Annotated in this window: 20 protein-coding genes and 1 riboswitch; of the genes, 6 read left to right on the top strand and 14 right to left on the bottom strand. The window is 35.2% G+C overall.

Annotated elements, in window-relative coordinates; genetic code table 11:
- The first annotated feature begins 119 nt into the window (after positions 1–119).
- Both J2Z40_RS01320 and J2Z40_RS01315 read left to right on the top strand, forming a co-directional pair.
- Positions 120–1,862, top strand: a complete 1,743-nt coding sequence (locus J2Z40_RS01320) for an AAA family ATPase (RefSeq protein WP_066394458.1) — start codon at positions 120–122, stop codon at positions 1,860–1,862.
- A gap of 165 nt (positions 1,863–2,027) precedes the next feature.
- Positions 2,028–3,260: an ATP-binding protein gene (locus J2Z40_RS01315; RefSeq protein ID WP_066394460.1), complete on the top strand. Its 1,233-nt coding sequence runs from the start codon at positions 2,028–2,030 to the stop codon at positions 3,258–3,260.
- 222 nt (positions 3,261–3,482) lie between these two features.
- On the opposite strand, the gene menC is transcribed toward J2Z40_RS01315, so the two are convergent.
- From menC to J2Z40_RS01280, 7 genes are all read right to left on the bottom strand, one after another.
- Entirely contained in the window at positions 3,483–4,589 is a 1,107-nt protein-coding gene (gene menC, locus J2Z40_RS01310) for an o-succinylbenzoate synthase (RefSeq protein WP_066394462.1), read from the bottom strand.
- A gap of 317 nt (positions 4,590–4,906) precedes the next feature.
- Positions 4,907–5,674 (bottom strand): divergent polysaccharide deacetylase family protein, encoded by a 768-nt coding sequence (locus J2Z40_RS01305; RefSeq protein WP_066394470.1) that lies wholly within the window; start codon positions 5,672–5,674, stop codon positions 4,907–4,909.
- An 86-nt stretch (positions 5,675–5,760) separates the two neighbouring features.
- Entirely contained in the window at positions 5,761–6,834 is a 1,074-nt protein-coding gene (locus J2Z40_RS01300; protein ID WP_066394478.1) for an ABC transporter substrate-binding protein, read from the bottom strand.
- Positions 6,831–7,634 (bottom strand): ABC transporter permease, encoded by an 804-nt coding sequence (locus J2Z40_RS01295; RefSeq protein ID WP_066394484.1) that lies wholly within the window; start codon positions 7,632–7,634, stop codon positions 6,831–6,833. Before J2Z40_RS01295 ends, J2Z40_RS01300 begins: the two co-directional genes overlap by 4 nt.
- Entirely contained in the window at positions 7,631–8,434 is an 804-nt protein-coding gene (locus J2Z40_RS01290; RefSeq protein ID WP_066394485.1) for an ABC transporter permease, read from the bottom strand. Before J2Z40_RS01290 ends, J2Z40_RS01295 begins: the two co-directional genes overlap by 4 nt.
- Positions 8,424–9,530 (bottom strand): ABC transporter ATP-binding protein, encoded by a 1,107-nt coding sequence (locus J2Z40_RS01285; protein ID WP_066394486.1) that lies wholly within the window; start codon positions 9,528–9,530, stop codon positions 8,424–8,426. The genes J2Z40_RS01290 and J2Z40_RS01285 overlap by 11 nt, the downstream gene beginning before the upstream one ends.
- A 339-nt stretch (positions 9,531–9,869) precedes the next feature.
- Positions 9,870–10,550 carry a M50 family metallopeptidase gene (locus J2Z40_RS01280; protein WP_066394491.1) on the bottom strand — a complete coding sequence of 227 codons (681 nt, stop codon included), beginning with the start codon at positions 10,548–10,550 and terminating at the stop codon, positions 9,870–9,872.
- A 237-nt stretch (positions 10,551–10,787) separates the two neighbouring features.
- Here J2Z40_RS01280 and J2Z40_RS01275 point away from each other — a divergent pair, with 237 nt between their 5' ends.
- The 3 genes from J2Z40_RS01275 to J2Z40_RS01265 all read left to right on the top strand — a co-directional run bounded on the left by J2Z40_RS01275 (position 10,788) and on the right by J2Z40_RS01265 (position 12,378).
- Positions 10,788–11,798 carry an AI-2E family transporter gene (locus tag J2Z40_RS01275; protein WP_066394493.1) on the top strand — a complete coding sequence of 337 codons (1,011 nt, stop codon included), beginning with the start codon at positions 10,788–10,790 and terminating at the stop codon, positions 11,796–11,798.
- A 188-nt stretch (positions 11,799–11,986) separates the two neighbouring features.
- Complete coding sequence (locus tag J2Z40_RS01270; RefSeq protein WP_066394498.1) at positions 11,987–12,181, top strand: hypothetical protein; 195 nt, start codon at positions 11,987–11,989, stop codon at positions 12,179–12,181.
- Positions 12,181–12,378: a YwbE family protein gene (locus J2Z40_RS01265; protein WP_066394501.1), complete on the top strand. Its 198-nt coding sequence runs from the start codon at positions 12,181–12,183 to the stop codon at positions 12,376–12,378. Before J2Z40_RS01270 ends, J2Z40_RS01265 begins: the two co-directional genes overlap by 1 nt.
- 121 nt (positions 12,379–12,499) lie before the next feature.
- Here the strand turns inward: J2Z40_RS01265 and J2Z40_RS01260 are convergent, their stop codons facing one another.
- The 6 genes from J2Z40_RS01260 to J2Z40_RS01235 all read right to left on the bottom strand — a co-directional run bounded on the left by J2Z40_RS01260 (position 12,500) and on the right by J2Z40_RS01235 (position 19,005).
- Positions 12,500–12,724: a hypothetical protein gene (locus J2Z40_RS01260; protein ID WP_066394503.1), complete on the bottom strand. Its 225-nt coding sequence runs from the start codon at positions 12,722–12,724 to the stop codon at positions 12,500–12,502.
- A gap of 240 nt (positions 12,725–12,964) precedes the next feature.
- A complete protein-coding gene (locus J2Z40_RS01255; protein ID WP_157087874.1) occupies positions 12,965–14,131 on the bottom strand; it encodes a TraB/GumN family protein in 1,167 nt (388 codons plus the stop codon).
- 249 nt (positions 14,132–14,380) lie between these two features.
- Entirely contained in the window at positions 14,381–16,069 is a 1,689-nt protein-coding gene (locus tag J2Z40_RS01250; RefSeq protein ID WP_245349928.1) for a methyl-accepting chemotaxis protein, read from the bottom strand.
- A 708-nt stretch (positions 16,070–16,777) separates the two neighbouring features.
- The gene (locus J2Z40_RS01245) at positions 16,778–17,092 is read right to left on the bottom strand and encodes a DMT family transporter (protein ID WP_066394506.1); all 315 of its coding nucleotides are present in this window, start codon (positions 17,090–17,092) and stop codon (positions 16,778–16,780) included.
- Positions 17,092–17,433: a DMT family transporter gene (locus J2Z40_RS01240; protein ID WP_066394507.1), complete on the bottom strand. Its 342-nt coding sequence runs from the start codon at positions 17,431–17,433 to the stop codon at positions 17,092–17,094. The genes J2Z40_RS01245 and J2Z40_RS01240 overlap by 1 nt, the downstream gene beginning before the upstream one ends.
- 87 nt (positions 17,434–17,520) lie before the next feature.
- Positions 17,521–17,616: riboswitch (guanidine-I (ykkC/yxkD leader) on the bottom strand.
- A 153-nt stretch (positions 17,617–17,769) separates the two neighbouring features.
- Positions 17,770–19,005: a dicarboxylate/amino acid:cation symporter gene (locus J2Z40_RS01235; RefSeq protein ID WP_066394509.1), complete on the bottom strand. Its 1,236-nt coding sequence runs from the start codon at positions 19,003–19,005 to the stop codon at positions 17,770–17,772.
- Positions 19,006–19,269: 264 nt separating this feature from the next.
- Between J2Z40_RS01235 and J2Z40_RS01230 the strand changes: the two genes are divergently transcribed.
- Complete coding sequence (locus tag J2Z40_RS01230; RefSeq protein ID WP_066394513.1) at positions 19,270–20,856, top strand: GNAT family N-acetyltransferase; 1,587 nt, start codon at positions 19,270–19,272, stop codon at positions 20,854–20,856.
- A 43-nt stretch (positions 20,857–20,899) separates the two neighbouring features.
- On the opposite strand, the gene J2Z40_RS01225 is transcribed toward J2Z40_RS01230, so the two are convergent.
- Positions 20,900–21,310, bottom strand: a complete 411-nt coding sequence (locus J2Z40_RS01225) for a VWA-like domain-containing protein (RefSeq protein WP_066394519.1) — start codon at positions 21,308–21,310, stop codon at positions 20,900–20,902.
- Positions 21,311–21,323 lie beyond the last annotated feature (13 nt).

Genomic DNA, 21,323 nt, shown 5'->3' with positions numbered 1-21,323 from the left:
AAACTTATTAGGATACCTTTGCTATTTGCCCATTATTTTCTATCTTTTACATTAATCATCCACTATTCACATAAATCATTCGTATTTATAATGAAAAGGTACAATGAGGAGGGAAAAAGTTGAAATTAAATTTAAAAAAAGCTTCAACAATTGTTCCGATTATTGTAGGCCTTCTAGTCATAGCAACAGCTATTTTCACGATAGTTCAGAATGGGAATAAATCCGTAACAATCCCTTTTTCTTCTGTTGAAGAATTAATCGAATCACAAAATGGGAAAATGGTTACGATTAATGAACAGATAAATGGAAAACTTACTATTATAACAGGCGAAGGTGAATTTATTTCACATGTGCCGCCAAATAGTCAAATGATTGATAAACTAGTAGAAAACTATCATGTGGAATACACATTTTCATCAAACAGCCCATACACACCATGGATTTTAGGTGGGCTTGTCATATTAATTATTGCGATAGGTATTTATTTATATAAAACCGGTAAAGGCGGACTAGGTGCTGCTAATACAATGAAGCAAAGTGTGTCTAAGGCTAAGCCTCTATCTTCTATTTCTCTAGCTGATGTGGGAGGAATTCAAGGTGAAATGAAAGATGAGATTATGCAAACTCTTTCTATTTTAAAAGAACCTGAGCGTGCTCTTCAAATGGGTTTGAAGCCGCCTAAAGGGATCCTATTATATGGTCCTCCGGGAACAGGGAAAACGCTGCTTGCACAAGCGATTGCTAAGGAACTTGGCGCAACCTTTTTCTCAACGAGCGGTTCAGCATTTAACGAAATGTTTGTTGGTGTTGGTGCATCCCGTGTACGCACACTATTCCAAAATGCAAGAAAGCAGAAACCTGCTGTCGTGTTTATCGATGAAGTCGATGCTTTGGCTGGTAAAAGAAAGCAGCATGGCGGTGAAGAAAGTGAAAAAACGTTAACAGAGCTTCTTGTTCAGCTCGATGGTGGACATTCAAACGATGGCATTCTTTTCATTGCTGCTACAAATCGAAAAGATATGCTTGATGATGCCTTCCTTCGTCCAGGACGGATTGACTTTTCTTTTCATGTTCCCCTTCCAGATATGAAAGGAAGAAAAGAAATTATCGAAATTCATACGAGAAATAGAAAACTAGCTGAGAATGTCATGTGTTCTCTTGAGGATCTTGCTGAAAGCACTTCTGGTTTTTCCGGTGCAGATCTTCAATCATTGTTTGAAACTGCTAGCCGAAGAGCCGTACAAAATGGACAGAAATGTATTATGAAAGAAGATATTGATTTTGCATTAGATAGAACGGTACTGGGAAGTTCAACCCGCGCACTTCAGGATGCAGAAACAAAAAGGCGAGTGGCCATTCATGAATCAGGGCATGCTCTAGTTGCGGCAATTACAAAGCCTGGTTCAGTGCGTAAAGCAACTATTATTCCACGTGGACAAGCACTTGGTTATGTTGCACCTGTTCCAAAAGAAATGCATTTATCAACCACAACTGATATGCTCGATCAAGTAGCAATGATCTTAGCTGGTGGTGTTGCCGAAAGAATGATTCTAGGTGAGCACAGCATTGGTGTGGGTGGCGATGTTCAGCAAGCGAAACAGGTAATTGAACAAATGGTTGATACAGGCTTACTTGATGATGGATTCACTTTAACCTTTAACAAGTCAGATAAAGAAGTAAAAATGCAAGAGCTTTTCCAAAAAGCTCTTGAGAAATCAGAAATGCTGATTCGTTCAAATCGCAGCCAATTTGACAAATTAGTAGAAGCCCTTTTAAAGAAAGAGACTTTGGAAGGTGCAGAAGTACAGGAAATTGCAGATAGCACTCTCTCAGTTGATGAGAAAGAACTTATTCTTATTTAAGATTAATACCAGCTCTTTATTAGGGCTGGTTTTTTGTCGATTATTGCAAGAAAATAGGAGATTATTTTTCTTAATTTTTCAACAATTATCTACATAATTTAAAGGATTCCTCTCCCCTTTTGTTTAATTAACTAGGGAACAACTTGGCATGGAGGAATGGTGCGATTGAAGGATTTTGTAGCAGATTTATTTTTCCACTTTTTTATTATGATGATGATCCCTCTTATTAGTATAGTTATTAATAAAAATTCAATAGAAAGAAAAACAAATTACTTATTATTATTTGCTCTACTCATTCCACTAGTTTTAACGATTGTTTATCCTGTACAAATTGCAGATGGGATTGAATTTGATTTGAAGTTCATTCCTGTATTTATTGCCTTTTTCTATATTGGCCCACTTGCTGGAGGAATTGTAATTGGCGCTATTTTAGGACTTAATGCACTAAGTGAACTATCTCATCTTCCCATTTTGTTCATCAACTATTTAATTATGATCCCATTGTTTGGGTTTTTCTATCGTTATTATCTAAATGGAAAGTTAATCCATAAATTATCGATTGGAATCACTTTTTATTTATTCATCACAGTCACACGAATGATTGAATTACTTCAAACAGGACATAATAATGATTTGCTTCATCTTTTATTATTTTCAGTTGTTTCTGTATTGACCCTTTTTATAATCATCTATTTAATCGAGATGAATCGTTTACAACTACTTCTGAGAGAACAATTACAAAATGCTGATAAACTAAATGCAGTAAGTCAGCTAGCAGCCTCTGTGGCGCATGAAATTCGGAATCCAATGACAACTATACGAGGATTTCTCCAAATCTTAAAAGAAGAAGAAAACTTGTCAGAAAAACAAGAAACCTTTATTTCCATCTCATTAGAAGAGATTGACAGAACACAAAATATTATAGGAGATTTTCTTTCACTAGCTCGGCCAAATAACAATGACTGTGCGATGATCCACCTTACAAAAACAATAGAAGAAGTTAAAAATTTCATGCAGGCATATGCAGCAATATGTAATGTACATATATTTACTGAAATCGAGAAAGAATTATTCATTAAAGGAAATATAAATGAATGTAAGCAATTATTTATCAATCTCATAAAAAATGGGATTGAAGCAATGCCAACTGGTGGGACGATTGAAATTTACTCTTATAAAACTGATCATAATGTAATTATAGAAATCAATGATAATGGAGTTGGACTTAGTCCACATCAACTAAAAAAACTTGGTCAACCATATTACTCTACAAAAACGAAAGGAACAGGACTTGGATTAATGATTTGTTTTGATATTATAAAAAGGATGAATGGAGAATATCAAATTAGCAGCGAAGAAAATATCGGAACAAGTTTTAAAATGCATTTCCCTTTGTAAAAACAGTGCAAAATTTCGACTATTTCCTCTGTATCTATCTCGGTATTTGCTAATTCTTGTCACTAAGGGAGAGTGATTTATCTGATTTTTCTACGAAACGACATTTCTCTCTCTGTATTTGACGATTTCAAGCAGGAAATGTCTGAATCTGCGCTTTCCCAAGAAATATTTTTTGAAAATTCCGCAATAAATCTCCCAGAAAGTGATTGTCTGGGAGATTTATTATGTAAATATTTTTTCGCGAATGGTGAATTGTTCCATCGTCTTTCGATTCGGTTCATAGCCTATGCCAGCTGCTGTTGGCACAGCGATATAGCCATTCTCAACAATTACCTCTGGCTGAATGATGTCTTGTTCCCAATAATGCGAAGACCCAGCAGTATCTCCAGGTAAAGTGAAATTAGAAAGTGCTGTTAATGCGATATTATGTGCTCTTCCAATGCCTGCTTCGAGCATTCCTCCACACCATACGGCCAATCCATTTTCCATACAAAGATCATGAATTTTCTTTGCTTCTGATAAGCCGCCAACTCTTCCTATTTTAATATTGATGATTTTACAGGCATTTAATTTGATTGCCGTACGTGCATCTGTATATGTATGTATACTTTCATCTAAACAGATAGGTGTTGATATTTCCTTCTGTAACTTTGCATGGTCAATGAGATCATCAACAGACAATGGCTGCTCAATCATCATTAGATTATATTGATCTAATTCCTTAATTAAGTGAATATCTTCTAGTGAATAGGCTGAATTTGCATCTGCCATTAATGGAATGGTTGGAAAATGTTTGCGGATCTCTTGAATAAGTTGAATATCATAACCAGGTTTTATTTTTATCTTAATTCGCTTATACCCTTCATTAAGTTTACTTTGAATAAGCTGAAGGAGTTCATCCATTGATTGTTGTAAACCAATACTGATGCCCACTTCTATTTTTTCTTTATTTCCCCCAAGTAATTTCGCTAGGGAAACCCGCTTTTCTTTGGCAAACAGATCCCACACAGCCCCTTCAATCGCTGACTTTGCCATATTATTTTTGCGTATATAGGCAAGATGCTGACCAACTTCATCTGGATGATGAAGTTTTGTATGCAGAATGGCTGGAATCATGAAATCCTCTAGCATATGCCAGTTTGTTTTCACTGTCTCTTCCGTATACCAAGGGGTATCAAATGCGACCGATTCTCCCCACCCAATTCGTCCATTTTGATCCATCGCCTCTACTACTAGAAATTCTTTATCTTGCATCGCGCCAAAGCTAGTTACAAAAGGGAATTTCATTCGCATTTTTAAATGGCGAAGGGTAATTTGAATGATTTTCATTGTTTTCACCTCTATTGAACAGCATAACATATCTTATATTTCGGAGTAATACAAACTAAATTTCATCTAAAATTGTTAGAACTGTATCATTTCTAAAATTTTTTCATATACTATCATCACGGCCACCCACCACTTCTATTACGCAGCGACTGCGGGACTAACCAAGTTTGAATGTGGGTGGCTTTTTTATTTGAAAAGTTGCAGCTCGAGGCATCCATAATCTAATATCTTTTCGTATTAAAACATTCAACTCGATAAATTTTGAATACAGGAACAAAAAAAACCCAGCTATCACGACTGGGTTGAATCAATCCCGCTTATACTCCTTCATCAAGTAATTCAAAACCAGGGATAAGTTCTGATAATGGGACAATCTCTGCTGTATTTTTGTATACAGGGATATATGCCTTCAGAACATCCACCATCTTTAATCCTGTAATGCCTACATGTCCAATCGCAATCATTTGTTCATTTTCATTTAGTTTACCAGCTAATAAATCTGCCTGTTTCATCATATGACGAGTTGTGTAGATGCCATCAAAGAAAAGGTTATTTTCTAAATATGGAACTCCTAACTCCGTTGCTACTTTCCCAACTACACTCTTTCCTGTCGTCTTACTATCAAGATAAAATAAACCATGCTCCTTACATACTTCTAGTACAATTCTCATCACTCGTACATCTTCTGTCGCCTTCGAGCCCATGTGATGATTCATCCCTACCGCATAGGGAACATCATTAATTGCTGCAATAACTCGTTTGCGAATCTCCTCATTACTTAAGTCTGTAGTAATTGCACCAGGACCAAGCCAGCTCTTCTTCCCTTTCTTTGGTTCCATTGGCAAATGAACAATCACGTCATGACCAAATTCCTTTGCCATTTCTGCGTCTGCTTTCGTACTTGGCATAAAGGGCATAATGGCTGCGGTTATCGTTATCGGTAATTGCAAAATCTCTTCTGTTCCCTCCATATGATTACCAAAATCGTCAATTACAATTGCTAATTCTTTTCTTATTTCTGCTTCGACATTAGACGGAAGATTAAGTAAAAGTAGAAGTGCAAAACTACTTAACCAGCGTTTCAAATGAATCACATCCTTTTTACAATAACCTACCCTAAACAAGTAAATCTTATGAAAAAAACTGACCAGCTTTTGCCAGTCAGTTTCACTTACTTTTTATGCATTTTAAATTCTAAAAACAAATCATTATAATAAGCAAGCATTCGTTTCCCTAAGTTTTCATATACCTCAAGTTTGGCAGTCATTTCTTCATCTGGATAGAAACGTTCATCATTCACCGTCTCTTCATCCATATATTTTAATGCTTCTATATTTGGAGTAGAATATCCAACATAATCTGTATTTTGCGCAGCCACTTCAGGATCAAGCATGAAATTTATAAATTGATGGGCTGCTTCTGGATTTTTGGCCGTTTTTGGGATAACCATATTATCAAACCAAAGATTTGAGCCTTCTTCAGGTACTACATATTCCACATTTTCATTTTCCCACATAATTTCTTGAGCCGTTCCTGACCAAACCAATCCAATTGCTGCTTCTTCATTTTGTAATAATAATCGATTTTCATCACCAACAATTGCTTTTATATTCGGTGTTAAAGAATCAATTTTCTGTTTTGCTTCAAGTAAATGGTTTTTATCTTTGTCATTCAATGAATACCCTAAACTATTCAATGCCATGCCCATAACTTCTCTTGCACTATCTACGAGCAATATTTGATTTTTAAAATCTGGATCCCACAGATCATTCCAACTTGTAATTTCTCGATCTCCTAGAATATTTGTGTTATAAAGAATACCTACAGTCCCCCAGAAATAAGGAACAGAGTATTTATTGCCATGGTCGAATGGCAAATCTAAGAAGCGAGAATCAATATATTGGAGGTTCGGTACCTTCGAATGATCGATCGGCAAAAGCAAATCCTCTTCTCTCATTTTATCAATAATATACTCAGATGGAACTGCAATATCATATGAAGTACCGCCCTGTTCGATTTTTGTCAACATGGCTTCATTGGAATCAAATGTTTCGTAAATCACTTTGATCCCAGTTTCCTCTTCAAATTTTTCAATTAGTTCTTCATCAATATAGTCGCCCCAATTGAAGATCGTTAACGTATTCCCACTCGTATATCCTTGGGCAGTATTTAGTCTATATACAATCACGATTAAAGCAAACGAAACAATCAAAACCGCTAGTAAGGCACGAATAAGCTGTTTCATTGTCTTACCCCCAATCTATTCGGTCTGTTATTACGTTTCGTAATAAAATAATAACCGACTACAAGGAGCATTGTGAAAACAAATAACAGGCTGGAAAGAGCGTTGATATTTAATGAAACGCCTCTTCTTGCTAAAGAATAAATTTCAACAGAAAGTGTAGTAAATCCATTACCTGTTACAAAAAAGGTTACAGCAAAATCATCTAATGAATACGTCAATGCCATAAAAAACCCTGCAAAAATACCAGGAGTGATGTACGGTAGGATCACCTTTGTCAATACATTCCAGCGACTAGCACCTAAATCAAGTGCCGCATAGATCATTGAAGTATTCATTTCTTCTATTTTTGGCAAAACCATAATAACAACAATTGGAACACTGAAGGCAATATGCGCAAGCAATACTGAAATGAACCCAAGCTTAATGCCAATCATTGTAAATAAAATTAAAAATGAGGCCCCAATAATAACGTCTGGACTTACAATCAGTACATTATTTAATGAAAGCAGTGTATTCTTCACTCTTCTTCTTCTTGCATAATAGATGGCTAGAGCACCAGCTACCCCAAGAATGGTTGAAATCGTTGCAGAAAGCAAAGCGATGATCGCTGTATTCAGCACTATTATTAAAAGTCTCGTATTACCAAAAAGCTCCTTGTACCAATCAAGTGTAAAACTCTCAAATTGATACATCGTTTCTCCACTGTTAAAGGAATAAAACATTAAATAAAAAATAGGGGCATACAAAATGAAAAACATCACGATTAAATAGATTGTAGAGAGTTTAGATATTTTTTTCATAAGATCCCCCGCTTTCTTTTCCCAGTGAGTACCATAATCAATACCATGGCAATAATTAGGAAGACAGCAATCGTTGCTCCCATTCCCCAGTCTTGAGTAACAAGGAAATGCTGTTCAATCGCAGTACCAAGCGTGATTACCCGGTTTCCAGAAATCAGTCTTGTTAACATAAACAACGATAAAGCTGGGATAAATACAATTTGACACCCCGACTTAACTCCATCAAGTGTTAAAGGGAAAATGACCCGTTGAAAGGTTGTCCATCGTGATGCACCTAAGTCATTCGAAGCATCAACTAAAGAAGGATTTAATTCATCTAAGGCATTAAAAATAGGCAAAATCATAAACGGCAAGAAAATATATACAGAAACAAAAATAAAACTAAAATCTGTAAATAAAATTTGTTTGCTGCCTATTCCGATTATTCCCAAAAAACTATTTGCTGCTCCATACGTACCAAAAATTCCGATGAATGCATATGCCTTTAATAGTAGATTAATCCACGACGGGATAATAATTAATAATAGCCACAGCTGCTTATGCTTTGTTTTTGTAAGCAAATATGCAGTCGGATAGGAAATAAATAAAGTAATCACTGTAATTAAAAATGCATACCAAAATGAACTGAATGTCATTTTCAAATAAACAGGTGTAAAAAATTTCTTGTAGTTCTCAAATGTAAATTGACCGTCGATATCAAAAAACGAGTAATATAGAACGAGTAGAATTGGTGTCACAACAAATAATGCAATCCAAATTACATATGGAATTAAATAAATATTGCGGGATCTAGTTTTCATAGTTTCCCTCTTCATATGCTTCCAATCGCTTATCAAACTCCTCTTCGGTCTCTCCATGCCTCATTACATGTATCGCTTCGGGGTCAAAGGTAAGTCCTATTTCTTCTCCTACAATCGCCTTTCTTGTTGAATGGACAAGCCATTCATTCCCATCCTGATCATCACAGCTAATTTCGTAGTGTACACCTCGGAATAATTGGGAATCCACATGCACGCGCAGCTTGCCATTTTCAGGCTTCGTTATTTCTAAATCTTCGGGGCGGATGACAATTTCTACTGCTTCATTTGGATCAAACCCACCATCTACACATTCAAATGTTTTTCCAGCAAATTGAACAGAAAAGTCTTTCACCATTATGCCCGGAACAATATTTGATTCACCAATAAAATCAGCAACAAATCGGTTGATTGGCTCATCATAAATATCAGTAGGCGTTCCACTTTGCTCGATAATTCCATTATTTAAGACAAAGATTTCATCAGACATTGCAAGTGCTTCTTCCTGATCATGTGTGACAAAAATAAAAGTGATCCCTAATCTACGCTGCAATTCACGTAACTCGTATTGCATTTCTGTACGAAGCTTTAGATCTAGTGCAGATAATGGTTCATCAAGAAGAATGACTTCAGGTTCATTAACGATTGCTCGTGCAATTGCCACACGCTGTCTCTGTCCGCCAGACATTTCTCTAATTTCTCGATTTTCATATCCTTCAAGATTGACAAAACGCAGTGCTTCCTTTACCTTTTGCTCAATTACATTATTTTTTAGCTTTTTGATTCTTAAACCAAACGCCACATTTTCAAAAACATTTAAATGTGGAAATAATGCATAATCCTGAAATACAGTATTCACTTGACGCTTATTCGCAGGCACATCATTTACAATTTTTTCATTTATGTAGATTTTCCCTTTAGACGGTTCAATAAAGCCAGCAATAAGCCGAAGAATGGTTGTTTTCCCACAACCTGATGGTCCAAGTAATGTATAGAATTTCCCACGCTCAATTTCAAAGCTAACTTCATTTAAGACCGCGGGATCATCATCGTATTGTTTTGTTACTTGTTCAAAACGAATAATTGTTTGATCTTTCATTTTATCTCCTTCAATCATAATATTGTAATTTAAATTCGTCGAAATAAATCTAAACTTAGAATAGACATTCAAACGTTATAATACCATAAATAATCTTAACAAGTAGATAGTTTTTTGAGAAATCTTGGGTTCAATTACCTGCTTTAATTACTTATCTGCATTGTTACAGATAAAAACAGTTCCTATTATGCTTGTTATGCCCAAATTGATCCATATCATGATTATACGATACGATAAAGATTTGTTTAAAAAGCTGTAATAGCAAAACAATTTTGACATCCCTTCTAAATGATTCTAAGCAAAAAAAAATCAGGAACTAGTCCTGACCTTTTCTATTTCCTATTCAATTTTAAAACTATTTGTTTTAAATCCTATTAACGTGAAGAAGATTGCCTGAACAAAGAAAAGAATACCCCAAACTTGCGCTGGAATAAAATGAGTAGCACGATAAAGTCCAGTCGCGTCTCCAGCTGCATGCGGCTGAATAAAACTTAAATACAAAATTATATAGGATGAGGCGATGGATTCTACTAATAGAACACTGGCTATTAACAGCAATAAATTTTGAACAATCTTTGATGAACCTTTAAATAAAATAAATAAAAATCCAGCACCAAATGTGATTAACCAAAATACACCATAAAAATTCCTTACCCAAAAGAGTAGATTAAAGCCGATAAAAAACAAATAGATGGTTATGAGTAATTTATATTTTTTCTTGCTAATGAGCCAAAATGACAAGAAAGCCATGAATGATGAAAATACATACCCTGCTCCACCTGTAAAGAATCCACCAAACCATGAGGAATGGCTCGTATATGTGACTCCCTCTGTATTCATAAACAAGGAAATTTCATGAACCTTCCCGCCAAAAAGGGCGATAAAAGCATGACCAGATTCATGAATCACTGTATTGATGACACGAAAGTAGCTTCCTAGAATAGGAATATTCGTTAGAATAATAGCAATTATAATAAACAAAATGAATGTCCAGCTGAATTTTTCCTTGATGGTATTCAAATAGAAATCCCCTCTTTCGACTAATAATCTTTTGGATTGTAGGCGTACTTTGAATATTATACGATATAAATTAAAGAAGGTTTCACAAATCATTCACACATAATCATGAAATCCAGTGGATTTTAAATTTTTTATCGTTTTTGAATAATAATATTATGATTATCTAATAAAATAGACTAAAATAGATAGTAAGCAGAGTGTACTTTACCTATGTGTATTGGAGGAATTTAAAAATTAATGGAGACAATTCAATCACTACTTAATAAAGATAGTTTTAAAAGGTTTGCTATTTTCAGTATTTTACTAATCATCTTATATATGTTAAGAAGCATGATTAATTTAATATTGATTACATTTATTATTTCTTTTTTAATGGACCGACTAGTGAATCTAGTGCTTAAAAAGGTGAAAATAAATCGTAAACTTATTGTACTTGTATCCTATTTACTAATTATCAGCTTATTAACAATAGGAATTAGTAAGTACTTGCCTGTAATCATCACTGAAATATCACAATTAATTACACAGCTGCAAGTATTCTACACACAAGAGCATAATAATATCATTATAAGTTATGTCATTAGTGTTCTTGAAACAAACCAAATCTCGAAGTATTTAGAACAAGGATTCACCTTTTTACTCAAATATTTTAGCGGTGTTAGTAATATCGCTATCCAAGTCTTACTCTCCTTAATTTTAAGTTTATTCTTCCTGTTGGAGAAACCAAGGTTAATTGAATTTACTGCTAAATTTAAAAATAGTAAAATTGCTCCGTTTTATAATGAAATTGAATTTTTTGCTAAAAAGTTTGTGCTTACATTCGGAAAAGTAATCGAAGCACAATTCATTATTGCTCTAGTCAATTGTTTCTTAACGACGACCGCTTTATGGATCATGGATTTCCCACAACTTATGGGTTTATCTATATTAATTTTCCTACTTGGACTTATTCCAGTTGCAGGAGTCATTATTTCACTCATTCCACTATGTACAATAGCTTATACACTTGGTGGCTTCATTCAGGTTGTCTATATCCTTATTGTTATAATGGTCATTCATGCAATTGAAGCCTATATTCTAAATCCAAAATTAATGTCTGCAAAAACAGATTTACCTGTTTTCTACACATTTATTGTCCTAATTTTTGGAGAACATTTCTTTGGTGTATGGGGATTAATCGTCGGAATTCCAGTGTTTGTCTTCCTATTAGATGTTTTAGAAGTAAGGGATAAAAAAGTTAAATCGTAACAACCGGCAAGGATTCTCCTTGCCTTTTTATTTTCAATCAGAATTCTATAAATGACGAAATCTTCATAAACCATCATTTAATAAAACTATTTAAGATTGTGTATTGCTAAAAACGCATAATTAATTTCACAAATAACTAATAATCGATTATACTTGACTGACTATCATATTATAAAGGAGATAATCTTATGACAGAAAATAATCAATCAGAAGCACCAAAAAAGAAAATGAGTCTCCAAGAGGCTATGAAAAAACAGCTGGACAACAAGAAAAACCAAGGCGCAGCTGGTAAAGGCAAAACGAATAACGATGTTTCAACAAAGAAAATGAAAAGTCAATTATCTAAAAAGCCTAGCAATACTCGTAGGAAAATGGGTGTCTGATGAATGGACAAACACGGAAAGATCTGTCGGCAGGAGTCACTGTCGATATTGTCTTAAAAGCTGATCAAAAAACTGGAAAATTGACTAGTGGGGTTGTAAAGGATATTCTTACCAAATCACCAACACATCCTCATGGCATCAAAGTTAGACTAACGGACGGTCAGGTTGGACGTGTAAAAGCAATACATGGAAAATAACGGCCAAAAGTGAACTGCAGTTACATGTTACTCATATAAAAAAACGATATCCGAGTGAAGGACATTTTATGAGAGTGTCTCCTTCATCTGGCTATCGTTTTTTTCTTGAAATTCGATAAACTTACATTAACTTGGAGTGATCTTTATTGTCTTCAATTAGCATTTGATTAAGCTCCATTTTCATTTTCTGTGTTTCAATTAGAAAATTTTCATGCTTCAGCTTTTCAAGTTCCAGTTCATCTTGAATCATCTTATGCTTCATTTTGGATTGCTTTTGAAAATGGTCAGTAACGATCGCGATGATTGGTATCGAAAAAACCATAATAACTGCAATAGTTCCAGTCATATTCTCCCTCCTGTAAAAAAACTATTGTATTATTAATATTACACATGAAGATGTAAGAATCCTACCCCCATCAATTACTTTTAAAAATTTTCTAAAAACAATTCTTATCTATAGACTATGCTAGAGAATCGATCCAGATCATTATTCAAAAAAAATGGATGTTATCCATTGCTAATAGAGAACATCCGTTTTTATTTAACACTTTTCATTACTTTCTGTTACAACCTTTTATATATCATATTATAAATGTTCTAAGAATAATCGTATAACATCTGCTCCACCAACAAATGTACCAATTGAACTTCCGATATTTGCCAAAACAATAACTAATAGTACTCTAGTTACTTTATTCTTCCAAAAGCCCTTCACATTAAATACGTCCTCAGCCAATGTTTCGAAATCACTAACATTCGGCCTGCTAAAAAAGGCTTGAACAAATCCAACAAACCACCCAGCTGCCAGCAATGGATTCAACGATGTAATTGGTGCGGCAATAAAAGCAGTGACGATTGCTAGTGGATGTCCTAGTGCGATCGCTGTTCCAATTGCAGAAAGAGAACCATTCCAAAGCACCCAGCTAATCGTTTGCTGAAGCCCTGCTGAAGGGTTAGAAATGAAAGTATAGGCAATAAGTGCGATAATAAAAATTGGGATTGACCAACCAATGATTTTCGGTAGCTTTGATTTAGGTGGCAGTTCATTTAAGCTTGCTAAATTATGCTCTTTTTTTATTTCTTCCTTTATCCCAGGTACATGTGCAGCACCTAATACAGCTACAATCTTTTTTCCTGGTGCATCCTTAATCTTCTGGGATAAATATTGATCACGCTCATCAATTAATGGCTTCTTTAATTTTGGAAATACTTCTGTAAATTCATTTAAAATTGCATTAATCGTATCTTGATTCTTAATTTTTTCCAGTTCTTCTTCTGAAATGCTCTCCTTACTGAAGATGCTGGCAATTACTTGAGCTAATAGCATTGATTTGCCCTTTAAACCAATCCCACCCCAAATACGCGAAAAGGTAATTTGGATATTACGGTCAGCAAATACAAGATCTGCTCCTACTTCTTTTGCTGATTCAATTCCCTGGATCATTTCCTGCCCTGCATTGATTCCAAATTGCTTTGCCATTCGATTTTGAAAGGACGAGATAGCTAGATTCATCAGAAGCAGAGTAGCTTTCTTTTCTTTAATCACCTGAAAAATATCCATTTCTTTCCACTTGTTACCTTCAGTAATTGACTTATAGCGTTGTTCATCCAATTCAATACATACAGAATCAGGTTTTTCCGCTTCAATCACTTCTTTCACAAGTTCTGCGCTATGCTTAGATACGTGTGCAGTGCCGACTAGTATGTATTCTTTATTGTCTAAATGTATTCTTGTAATATTTTCATTTTCCAGTGACATAGAGTACCTTCCTTATACTGATTTCTAAAATTTATCATTTTGAATACGTATTATATTTAATAGTATAACAGGAAATTCGTTATTCTGATATTTTCTTGTTCAAAAAAAGCAGACGATCTAAAACATCCATTTGTACCTACATATTACCAAACAAAAAACCCAAGCATGCTGAAATGACAACACACTTGGGTTATATCTAAGGCAATCAACTTTCTCTCTCGAAATCCAATTTTACACTTCCAATTACACTTTAAATCTAGAAATCATTGTTTGCAATTCTTCTGCTAAATTAGCTAATGCTGTAGTTGCAAACGTTACTTCTTCCATCGTTGCTAATTGTTCTTCAGTAGCTGCAGAAATGCTTTCTGTACTAACAACTGTTTCCTTAGTTCCCTTCGTTACATCTTCAATAGATTCTTGAACCACGCTAAATCCTGAAGTAACTTGACGTGAAGCCTCTGCAATTTCATGAATTTGATTTGTAACCTGTTCAATGGAATCGAGAATTTCTTTAAAATTACTCCTTGTTGTCTCTGATAAATTCATGCCAGAAATGACATTGTCTTTCACATACTGAATATTGCTAACCGTCTCATTTGATTCATTTTCAATGACATCTACCAAACCTTGTATTTGAACAGATGATGTGCTAGTTTGACCAGCTAGTTTTCTAACTTCTTCTGCAACTACGGCAAACCCCTTGCCATGCTCACCTGCTCTTGCCGCTTCAATAGCCGCATTTAATGCAAGTAAATTTGTTTGGTTTGATATATCGGTAATAAGTGAAGAGATTTCTTTAATTTCATGGACACTAGTTACTAAAGATTGCACACCCGCACCGGTCAAACTAACAGACTTCTCGATGTTTTCCATTTGCTCTACTACTTTTTCTATTGCTTCTGTCCCATTTTCTGCTTGAGTCTTCATCAAAGCAGAAACGTCTGCAACCTTTGATGCACTTAATGTAACTGCTCTTAAGTCATCTAGGGAATCCCTTACCACATGTAAGCTGTTTTCCATTAACTCATTTTGCTGTTTATTATTATCGACAATTTCCTGCATTGAATCAGACACTTGACTAGAAGTTACTTTTGATTGCTCAGCACTTGCTGTCAGCTCCTCAGAAGATGCCGCCACTTGTTCGGATGAATTGCCAACCTGTTTCATAATTCCCCTTAAAGATTCAACGAATAAATTAAATGAATGAGCTAATTCCACATACTCATTCTTGCCTTTAATATGCACACGTTTGGTTAAATCCGCTTCCCCATTAGCAATTTCCCGCAATTGATTATTGAATTTCCCAAGCGGGATCAGAATTGCCCGTAATAATAGAATACCTAATATCACACCACTGATTGTTGTCACTATTGTAACGATTAACAATCCAGCTTGACTATTTTTACCTCTTTCCTCGATCGTAGCCGTTAATTGTTCCACATCTGCGTTAAGCACAGCTACTAAATCAGCTACAGCGGGATCTAATATCTCTTTTCTTAATGTTCTCTCTTCTCCAAAGTGGATTGATCTAGCCCTAGAAGGATCCGTTACAAAAGTTTTCAGCACTTGCTGATTTACCTGCCAAAACTCATTAAAGCTTTGTTCAAGTTCTGAAATATAGGTAGCAAACTTTTTTTCTGTATCTAGAGTCTTTGCTTCTTCTAGATTTTTTTTAATTTCAGCTGTTTTGTTTTGTATCCCATTTTTATACTGCTCTTCACCTGTAATAATTAATGCTCTTTCATCATTAGAGAGACCTGCTAAATTAAATTGAATCTTTAAGACACTTTTTTGAAGTTCCATTTCATCTTTTAATAGTTGATTTTGATTAATTGTTGTATTAATAATATAAACTGCAAAACTTCCTAAACCAATAATTGTCATTGTTAAAATCGAGAGAATCGTGATGAGTCGTGTTTTGATGCGCAACATTTAACACTCCTTTTACAAAGATATAGAAATCGTAGGTACTATGTAAGAACTCATATTTCTCTTTTATCGGTCTAAAGTGTGAAGTTTTTATAGAAAAATTAATAGTCGCAATCTTAAGTGCTATTCAAAAAAACTGAAAGTTCAATTTGAATCAATCTCTAGCTGTATTCTAGGAGGAAACAGATCCTACCGAATTTCTAGCCGTATATTTATTTCTGAGTTTATCGCAGCATGTTCGAATAGAGAGATTGCGAGGATGTTTCATCAAAAAAAAGCTCGAGATCATTTGTTAAATAGTTCTGATAATATGGGAAAATGTGTAAAAAAGCGCTAAAACGCATGGATTAGTATAGACATCCATGCGTACTACTTGTTTTATTCTATTCCATATTAGCATGATTCTATTTCATTTCGTTTCAACCTATTTTGCGGACACCAGGTACGTTATGAACTTAAATTAGGCTATTTTGGAGAGTTTTCGGACACTGGGTACGTTATTTGCCAATAATCAAGAGAAAACAACTCCCTTTCAGACAAATAACGGAATGTATGTCCGATAACAATGCAAAAGTACAATTATTTTTGCTAATAGCGGAACAGGAGTCCTATTAATTACACAATTACGAAAGATTTGTAGCAATCCATTTTGGTTTGTTCCTTATTTATGATGGATCGCTATTCACAGCATGAATGAATGAACTATTAGTTCTAAGAAATTAGCTTCAACCCAATGGCTGATCCTAATACCATTGAAATGAAGAGAATTCGTTTCCAATCCTTAGGTTCACCATATAATACCATTCCAAGAATTGCCCCACCTGAAGCACCAATTCCTGTCCAAATAGCATAGGCAGTTCCCATTGGCAATGTTTCCATTGCAAGAGCAAGAAATAAAAAACTGAGCCCAAAGCCAACTAGCATAAGGATGAGTGATTGCCAATTTCGATTTTTATGCAAACTATTGATCATAGCAACACCGATCATTTCAAATATGCCTGCAAGTACAAGATATGTCCAGCTCATTATCCCTCCCCTCCTTCTGCTTCAATTTCCTTTTCTTCCGATACTAACTTTAATCCGAGAACCCCAATCAATAGGACTGCGACTAAGATTAATTTGGAAATCCTTAATGGCTCATTAAAGAAGAGAATCTCAGAAAGAATCGTTCCAGCTGTTCCCATCCCAACAAAAACAGCGTATACAGTGCCTACAGGTAACTTTTTCCCTGCCATTATCATTAGATAAAAGCTAATAATAATAGAAATAATTGTCACGATCCATTCCCACCATTGATCAGCATGTTTTAACCCAATCACCCAAAACACTTCAAAAAATGCAGCGATAAATACTTTCAACCAAGTCATCTTTCCCTCTCCTTTTTGTGAATTATTTCATCATATAGAATCCCTAGAAAAACAAAAAAAGCCTAGAAGATTTCTGTTTAAACAGTCATCTCCCAGGCTTTTATCCTTCCGTGACACAGCAATACTGTGAGTTTTCTCTCGGACCAGACCAGTATAAACTGCGGAACCCTAGAAAACATTTCATATAAAATTCAATATGTTAATTATACAAAAATAAAGCAGACTTGCAAGTAGTTGATTTTGACATTTATTCAGGTAAAATTCTCTTTTTAAATTTGTCGAGACATGAAAAAGAAGATTGATTATCAATCTCCTTTTTCATCTTTTCTCTATCACTTATGCACTGATCTCCTCCTTCTCTAAAGCACTGTTCGCCCCTTCCGTCCTTTCTACAATGACCGCACATACTGCATCCCCGGTAATATTAACAGTCGTTCGGCACATATCAAGTAATCGGTCAACCCCGAGAATTAATGCGATTGCTTCTACAGGCAATCCAACTGAAGTTAATACCATTGATAACATGATTAAGCCGACACCTGGGACACCAGCAGTGCCAATACTAGCAAGTGTAGCCGTTAACAGTACAGTTAGCATCTGACCAATGGTTAAATTGCCACCTACAATTTGGGCAATAAAGACCGTTGCAACTCCCTGCATAATCGCCGTACCATCCATATTAATAGTTGCTCCTAACGGCTGTACGAAACCACTAACTGTTTTCGAAACGTTTAAACTATTCTGTGCTGCTTTCATTGAAATTGGTAAAGTCGCATTACTGCTTGATGTACTGAATGCAACAATCATTGCTGGAGAAAATCCTTTCAGAAATTTGATGGGATTCATTTTTCCAATGAAGGTAAGAGCTGAACCATAAACAAAAACTAAATGGAGTAATAAAACAAATAATACGACAAACATATATTTACCCATTGCCATAATAGCACTAAACCCTTGACCTCCAATGGCAGTTGCAATCAATGCAAATGCACCATAAGGAGCAAATTTCATGACAACATTTACGAGATACATTAACACATCATTTGCCTGTTCGATCAAACGGACGATGCCATCAACTTTTGTTCCAAGCCTTGCAATCGCATAACCAATAAAAATCGAGAAAACAATAATCTGAAGCATTGATTCCTGTGCCATTGCATTAATAGGGTTAGTCGGGATCATGTTTAATAAGGTATCGATTACAGGCGGAGCTTCAGTTGCTTCAAAACTAGCCCCATCTAACTGAAATTCTCCAGAGCCTGGCTGAATGATTAATGCTAATCCAATGGCTAAAATTATTGCCAGTGCAGTTGTAATAAGAAAAAATGAAACCGTTTTAAATCCAATACGTCCAAGTTTCTTCGGATCACTTATCCCTGCTGTACCTAAAATCAATGAAACAACAACAATTGGGACAACAAGCATTTTAATTAGATTGACAAATATTTTCCCTAATGGCACGAATACATATGAATTGACTGTATCGAAAAATCCGGGTATTGCTAAGTTAAAGATTAATCCAACGACTATTCCTAAACCCATACCTATAAGAATCTTTTTTGTTAAAGACATAGCTTTCCCCCTTCTATAAATATACTGATAATTATAAATATTCCATTTATTTAATTCAATAGGTCTTTCGTCATAAGATGATAATAGATTTCCATTATTAGGAGAAAGGTATTTCCTAAAATCACTTATTATGCGAAAATAGGGTTTAACCATTCCACATTTTTAATACAGATATATAGGTCTTGCAAGATTCTTTACCGTTTTAAACATTTCATAAAGACTCCCTATATATGTAGTTTCACTTAATAAAGAGAGGTTTTAAGCATGTATTGGTGTAAAATTGCACGTACTGAAAAGGAATTTGCAGAAATCGCTAAATTAAACTATGAAACATTTGTCGAAGAAATCCCACAGCATGAGCCTGATCCAAATGGGATTCGTGTGGATCCATTTCATAGTGAAAATCAATATATAATTGTTCTAAAGGATGAGGAGCTTGCTGGAATGATTGCTATACGTGATCAACGCCCCTTTTCATTAGATAAAAAACTAGGTCCTGTTGAACCTTATCTACCTGAGAATGCTTTAACAGGGAAACTGTGCGAAATTCGATTGCTTGCCGTTCGTAAAGAGCACCGCAATGGACGTGTCTTTTTCATGCTCACTGGTGCATTATCAGATTACGCTTATAAAAAAGGGTATAGTGCTGCAGTTATTTCTGGTACTGTACGCGAGCAAAAATTATATGATCAAATGGGATTTACTGCCTTTGCTCCACCAGTAGGCACAGACGATGCACAATTCATCCCAATGATGCTCACAAGGGAGCGTTACGAGCAATCAGTTGCAGCAAGATTGAAACAAAAAAGTCACTCATTCTTCCCTGGTCCCGTTCAATTAACAGAGGAAATTCGAAAAGCATTAATAGAAGAGCCGATTTCACACCGCTCCTATGATTTCTCTGTCTCATTAAGAAGAGTGAAGGATCGACTTCAAGAAATGAGCAAAGCAAAATATATTCATTTATTGGCTGGAAGTGGAACACTTGCAAATGAGGCCATGATTGCGCAAATTAGCCGTTTGAAAGGGAAAGGCCTTATTCTTACTAACGGGGCATTTGGGGAAAGATTAAAGGCTCAAGCAGATAGATGGGCACTCCGGTATAATGTATTAGCATACGAATGGGGCAATTCCTTTTCTTATGATCAAATTGCTGCGGAATTGGCAAATGAGGAGTATGAATGGTTATTAATGGCACATGGTGAAACCTCAACTGGCATGCTGAATCGGCTGAGGACGGTGCAGGAACTATGTGAAAGATATCAAGTCAAACTATGTGTTGACTGTGTAAGTTCTTTTGGCGCCCTTCCTTTTTCTCTTTCAAATGTTTATTTAGCTACAGCTGTCAGTGGAAAAGCAGTAGGTACGATGAGTGGAATTGCCATCGTTTTTTCAAATCATATCGTTGGTGTGAGCAAAAGCTTACCAAGTTACATGGATCTAGGCTTATACGCAAATGATAATATTCCATTTACCTACTCTTCCCAGCTTTTAAAAAGCTTTGAACAGGCATTAAATGCTTATGAAAATGATGTTCGGTACACAGAGTTACAAAATCGTTATAACCAATTACTCGAAGTTGAACGAGACAATGAACTGGCTTTTTTAACAGCTGAAGGTTATCCAATGATCGTTACATTGCAAGGAAACGATCATTTTCCGTATATGGCCGAGGATGCTGAACTTTCGGGTTTTGAATTGCATTATAAAAGTGCCTATTTAGCTAACAGAGGCTGGGTACAGCTATCAATCATTCAACCAGACTTCGAAAAAGCGTGGAATAAATTTAGAAAATGGCATTTAAATTATAAGAAGTATGTTAGTAAACAACTACATGAACTAAATAAATGATACGAATAGATCCCCCACGAACGGTGTGAAGGGATCTATTCGATTATGCTACTTTAATAATTTTCCCAAAAGGAACATGCGGGGTAAAATCAGCCGGAACAAGCCAAAACAATTCATACTGTACACTATTTATTTCTTCTGAAATAAAGCCTGTTACATCCGTTATATAAAACAGAGTATCTAATTTTTGTTCCTCTGCCCATTCTAGCACTAGTGTATAGGACGCTTTCCCATGTGTATAATACGTAATTGTATCACTCTTCACTGGTGTAATGCTTCTTATTTTAAAATCAGCTTGAACGAGGAGTGTATCTGGTTTTAATTGTTCGAAAAGCTTTACAATATTATTGATGAGGATTTTTTGAACGTCGCCTGATGATGTATCCACACATAAGGCGACTTTTTTGTCTTTATACTGCTGTATCAAAGTAAGCATTTTTTTATGCCATTTCATTTAATGTCATCCC

Origin of the sequence: Cytobacillus eiseniae, from assembly GCF_017874625.1 — a bacterium.
In the GTDB taxonomy this organism is placed as follows: Bacteria; Bacillota; Bacilli; order Bacillales; family Cytobacillaceae; genus Cytobacillus; species Cytobacillus eiseniae.
This window is presented reverse-complemented; position numbering and strand designations above follow the sequence as displayed.

What these genes read in the sequence shown, in the direction of transcription:
- J2Z40_RS01285 (WP_066394486.1), bottom strand. Translation starts at nt 9,530, where the DNA reads ATGAAAGATCAAACAATTATTCGTTTTGAACAAGTAACAAAACAATAC.
- J2Z40_RS01250 (WP_245349928.1), bottom strand. Translation starts at nt 16,069, where the DNA reads ATGTTGCGCATCAAAACACGACTCATCACGATTCTCTCGATTTTAACA.
- J2Z40_RS01245 (WP_066394506.1), bottom strand. Translation starts at nt 17,092, where the DNA reads ATGAGCTGGACATATCTTGTACTTGCAGGCATATTTGAAATGATCGGT.
- J2Z40_RS01290 (WP_066394485.1), bottom strand. Translation starts at nt 8,434, where the DNA reads ATGAAAACTAGATCCCGCAATATTTATTTAATTCCATATGTAATTTGG.
- J2Z40_RS01300 (WP_066394478.1), bottom strand. Translation starts at nt 6,834, where the DNA reads ATGAAACAGCTTATTCGTGCCTTACTAGCGGTTTTGATTGTTTCGTTT.
- J2Z40_RS01235 (WP_066394509.1), bottom strand. Translation starts at nt 19,005, where the DNA reads ATGTCTTTAACAAAAAAGATTCTTATAGGTATGGGTTTAGGAATAGTC.
- J2Z40_RS01260 (WP_066394503.1), bottom strand. Translation starts at nt 12,724, where the DNA reads ATGACTGGAACTATTGCAGTTATTATGGTTTTTTCGATACCAATCATC.
- J2Z40_RS01240 (WP_066394507.1), bottom strand. Translation starts at nt 17,433, where the DNA reads ATGACTTGGTTGAAAGTATTTATCGCTGCATTTTTTGAAGTGTTTTGG.
- J2Z40_RS01270 (WP_066394498.1), top strand. Translation starts at nt 11,987, where the DNA reads ATGACAGAAAATAATCAATCAGAAGCACCAAAAAAGAAAATGAGTCTC.
- J2Z40_RS01225 (WP_066394519.1), bottom strand. Translation starts at nt 21,310, where the DNA reads ATGAAATGGCATAAAAAAATGCTTACTTTGATACAGCAGTATAAAGAC.
- J2Z40_RS01275 (WP_066394493.1), top strand. Translation starts at nt 10,788, where the DNA reads ATGGAGACAATTCAATCACTACTTAATAAAGATAGTTTTAAAAGGTTT.
- menC (WP_066394462.1), bottom strand. Translation starts at nt 4,589, where the DNA reads ATGAAAATCATTCAAATTACCCTTCGCCATTTAAAAATGCGAATGAAA.
- J2Z40_RS01295 (WP_066394484.1), bottom strand. Translation starts at nt 7,634, where the DNA reads ATGAAAAAAATATCTAAACTCTCTACAATCTATTTAATCGTGATGTTT.
- J2Z40_RS01230 (WP_066394513.1), top strand. Translation starts at nt 19,270, where the DNA reads ATGTATTGGTGTAAAATTGCACGTACTGAAAAGGAATTTGCAGAAATC.
- J2Z40_RS01265 (WP_066394501.1), top strand. Translation starts at nt 12,181, where the DNA reads ATGAATGGACAAACACGGAAAGATCTGTCGGCAGGAGTCACTGTCGAT.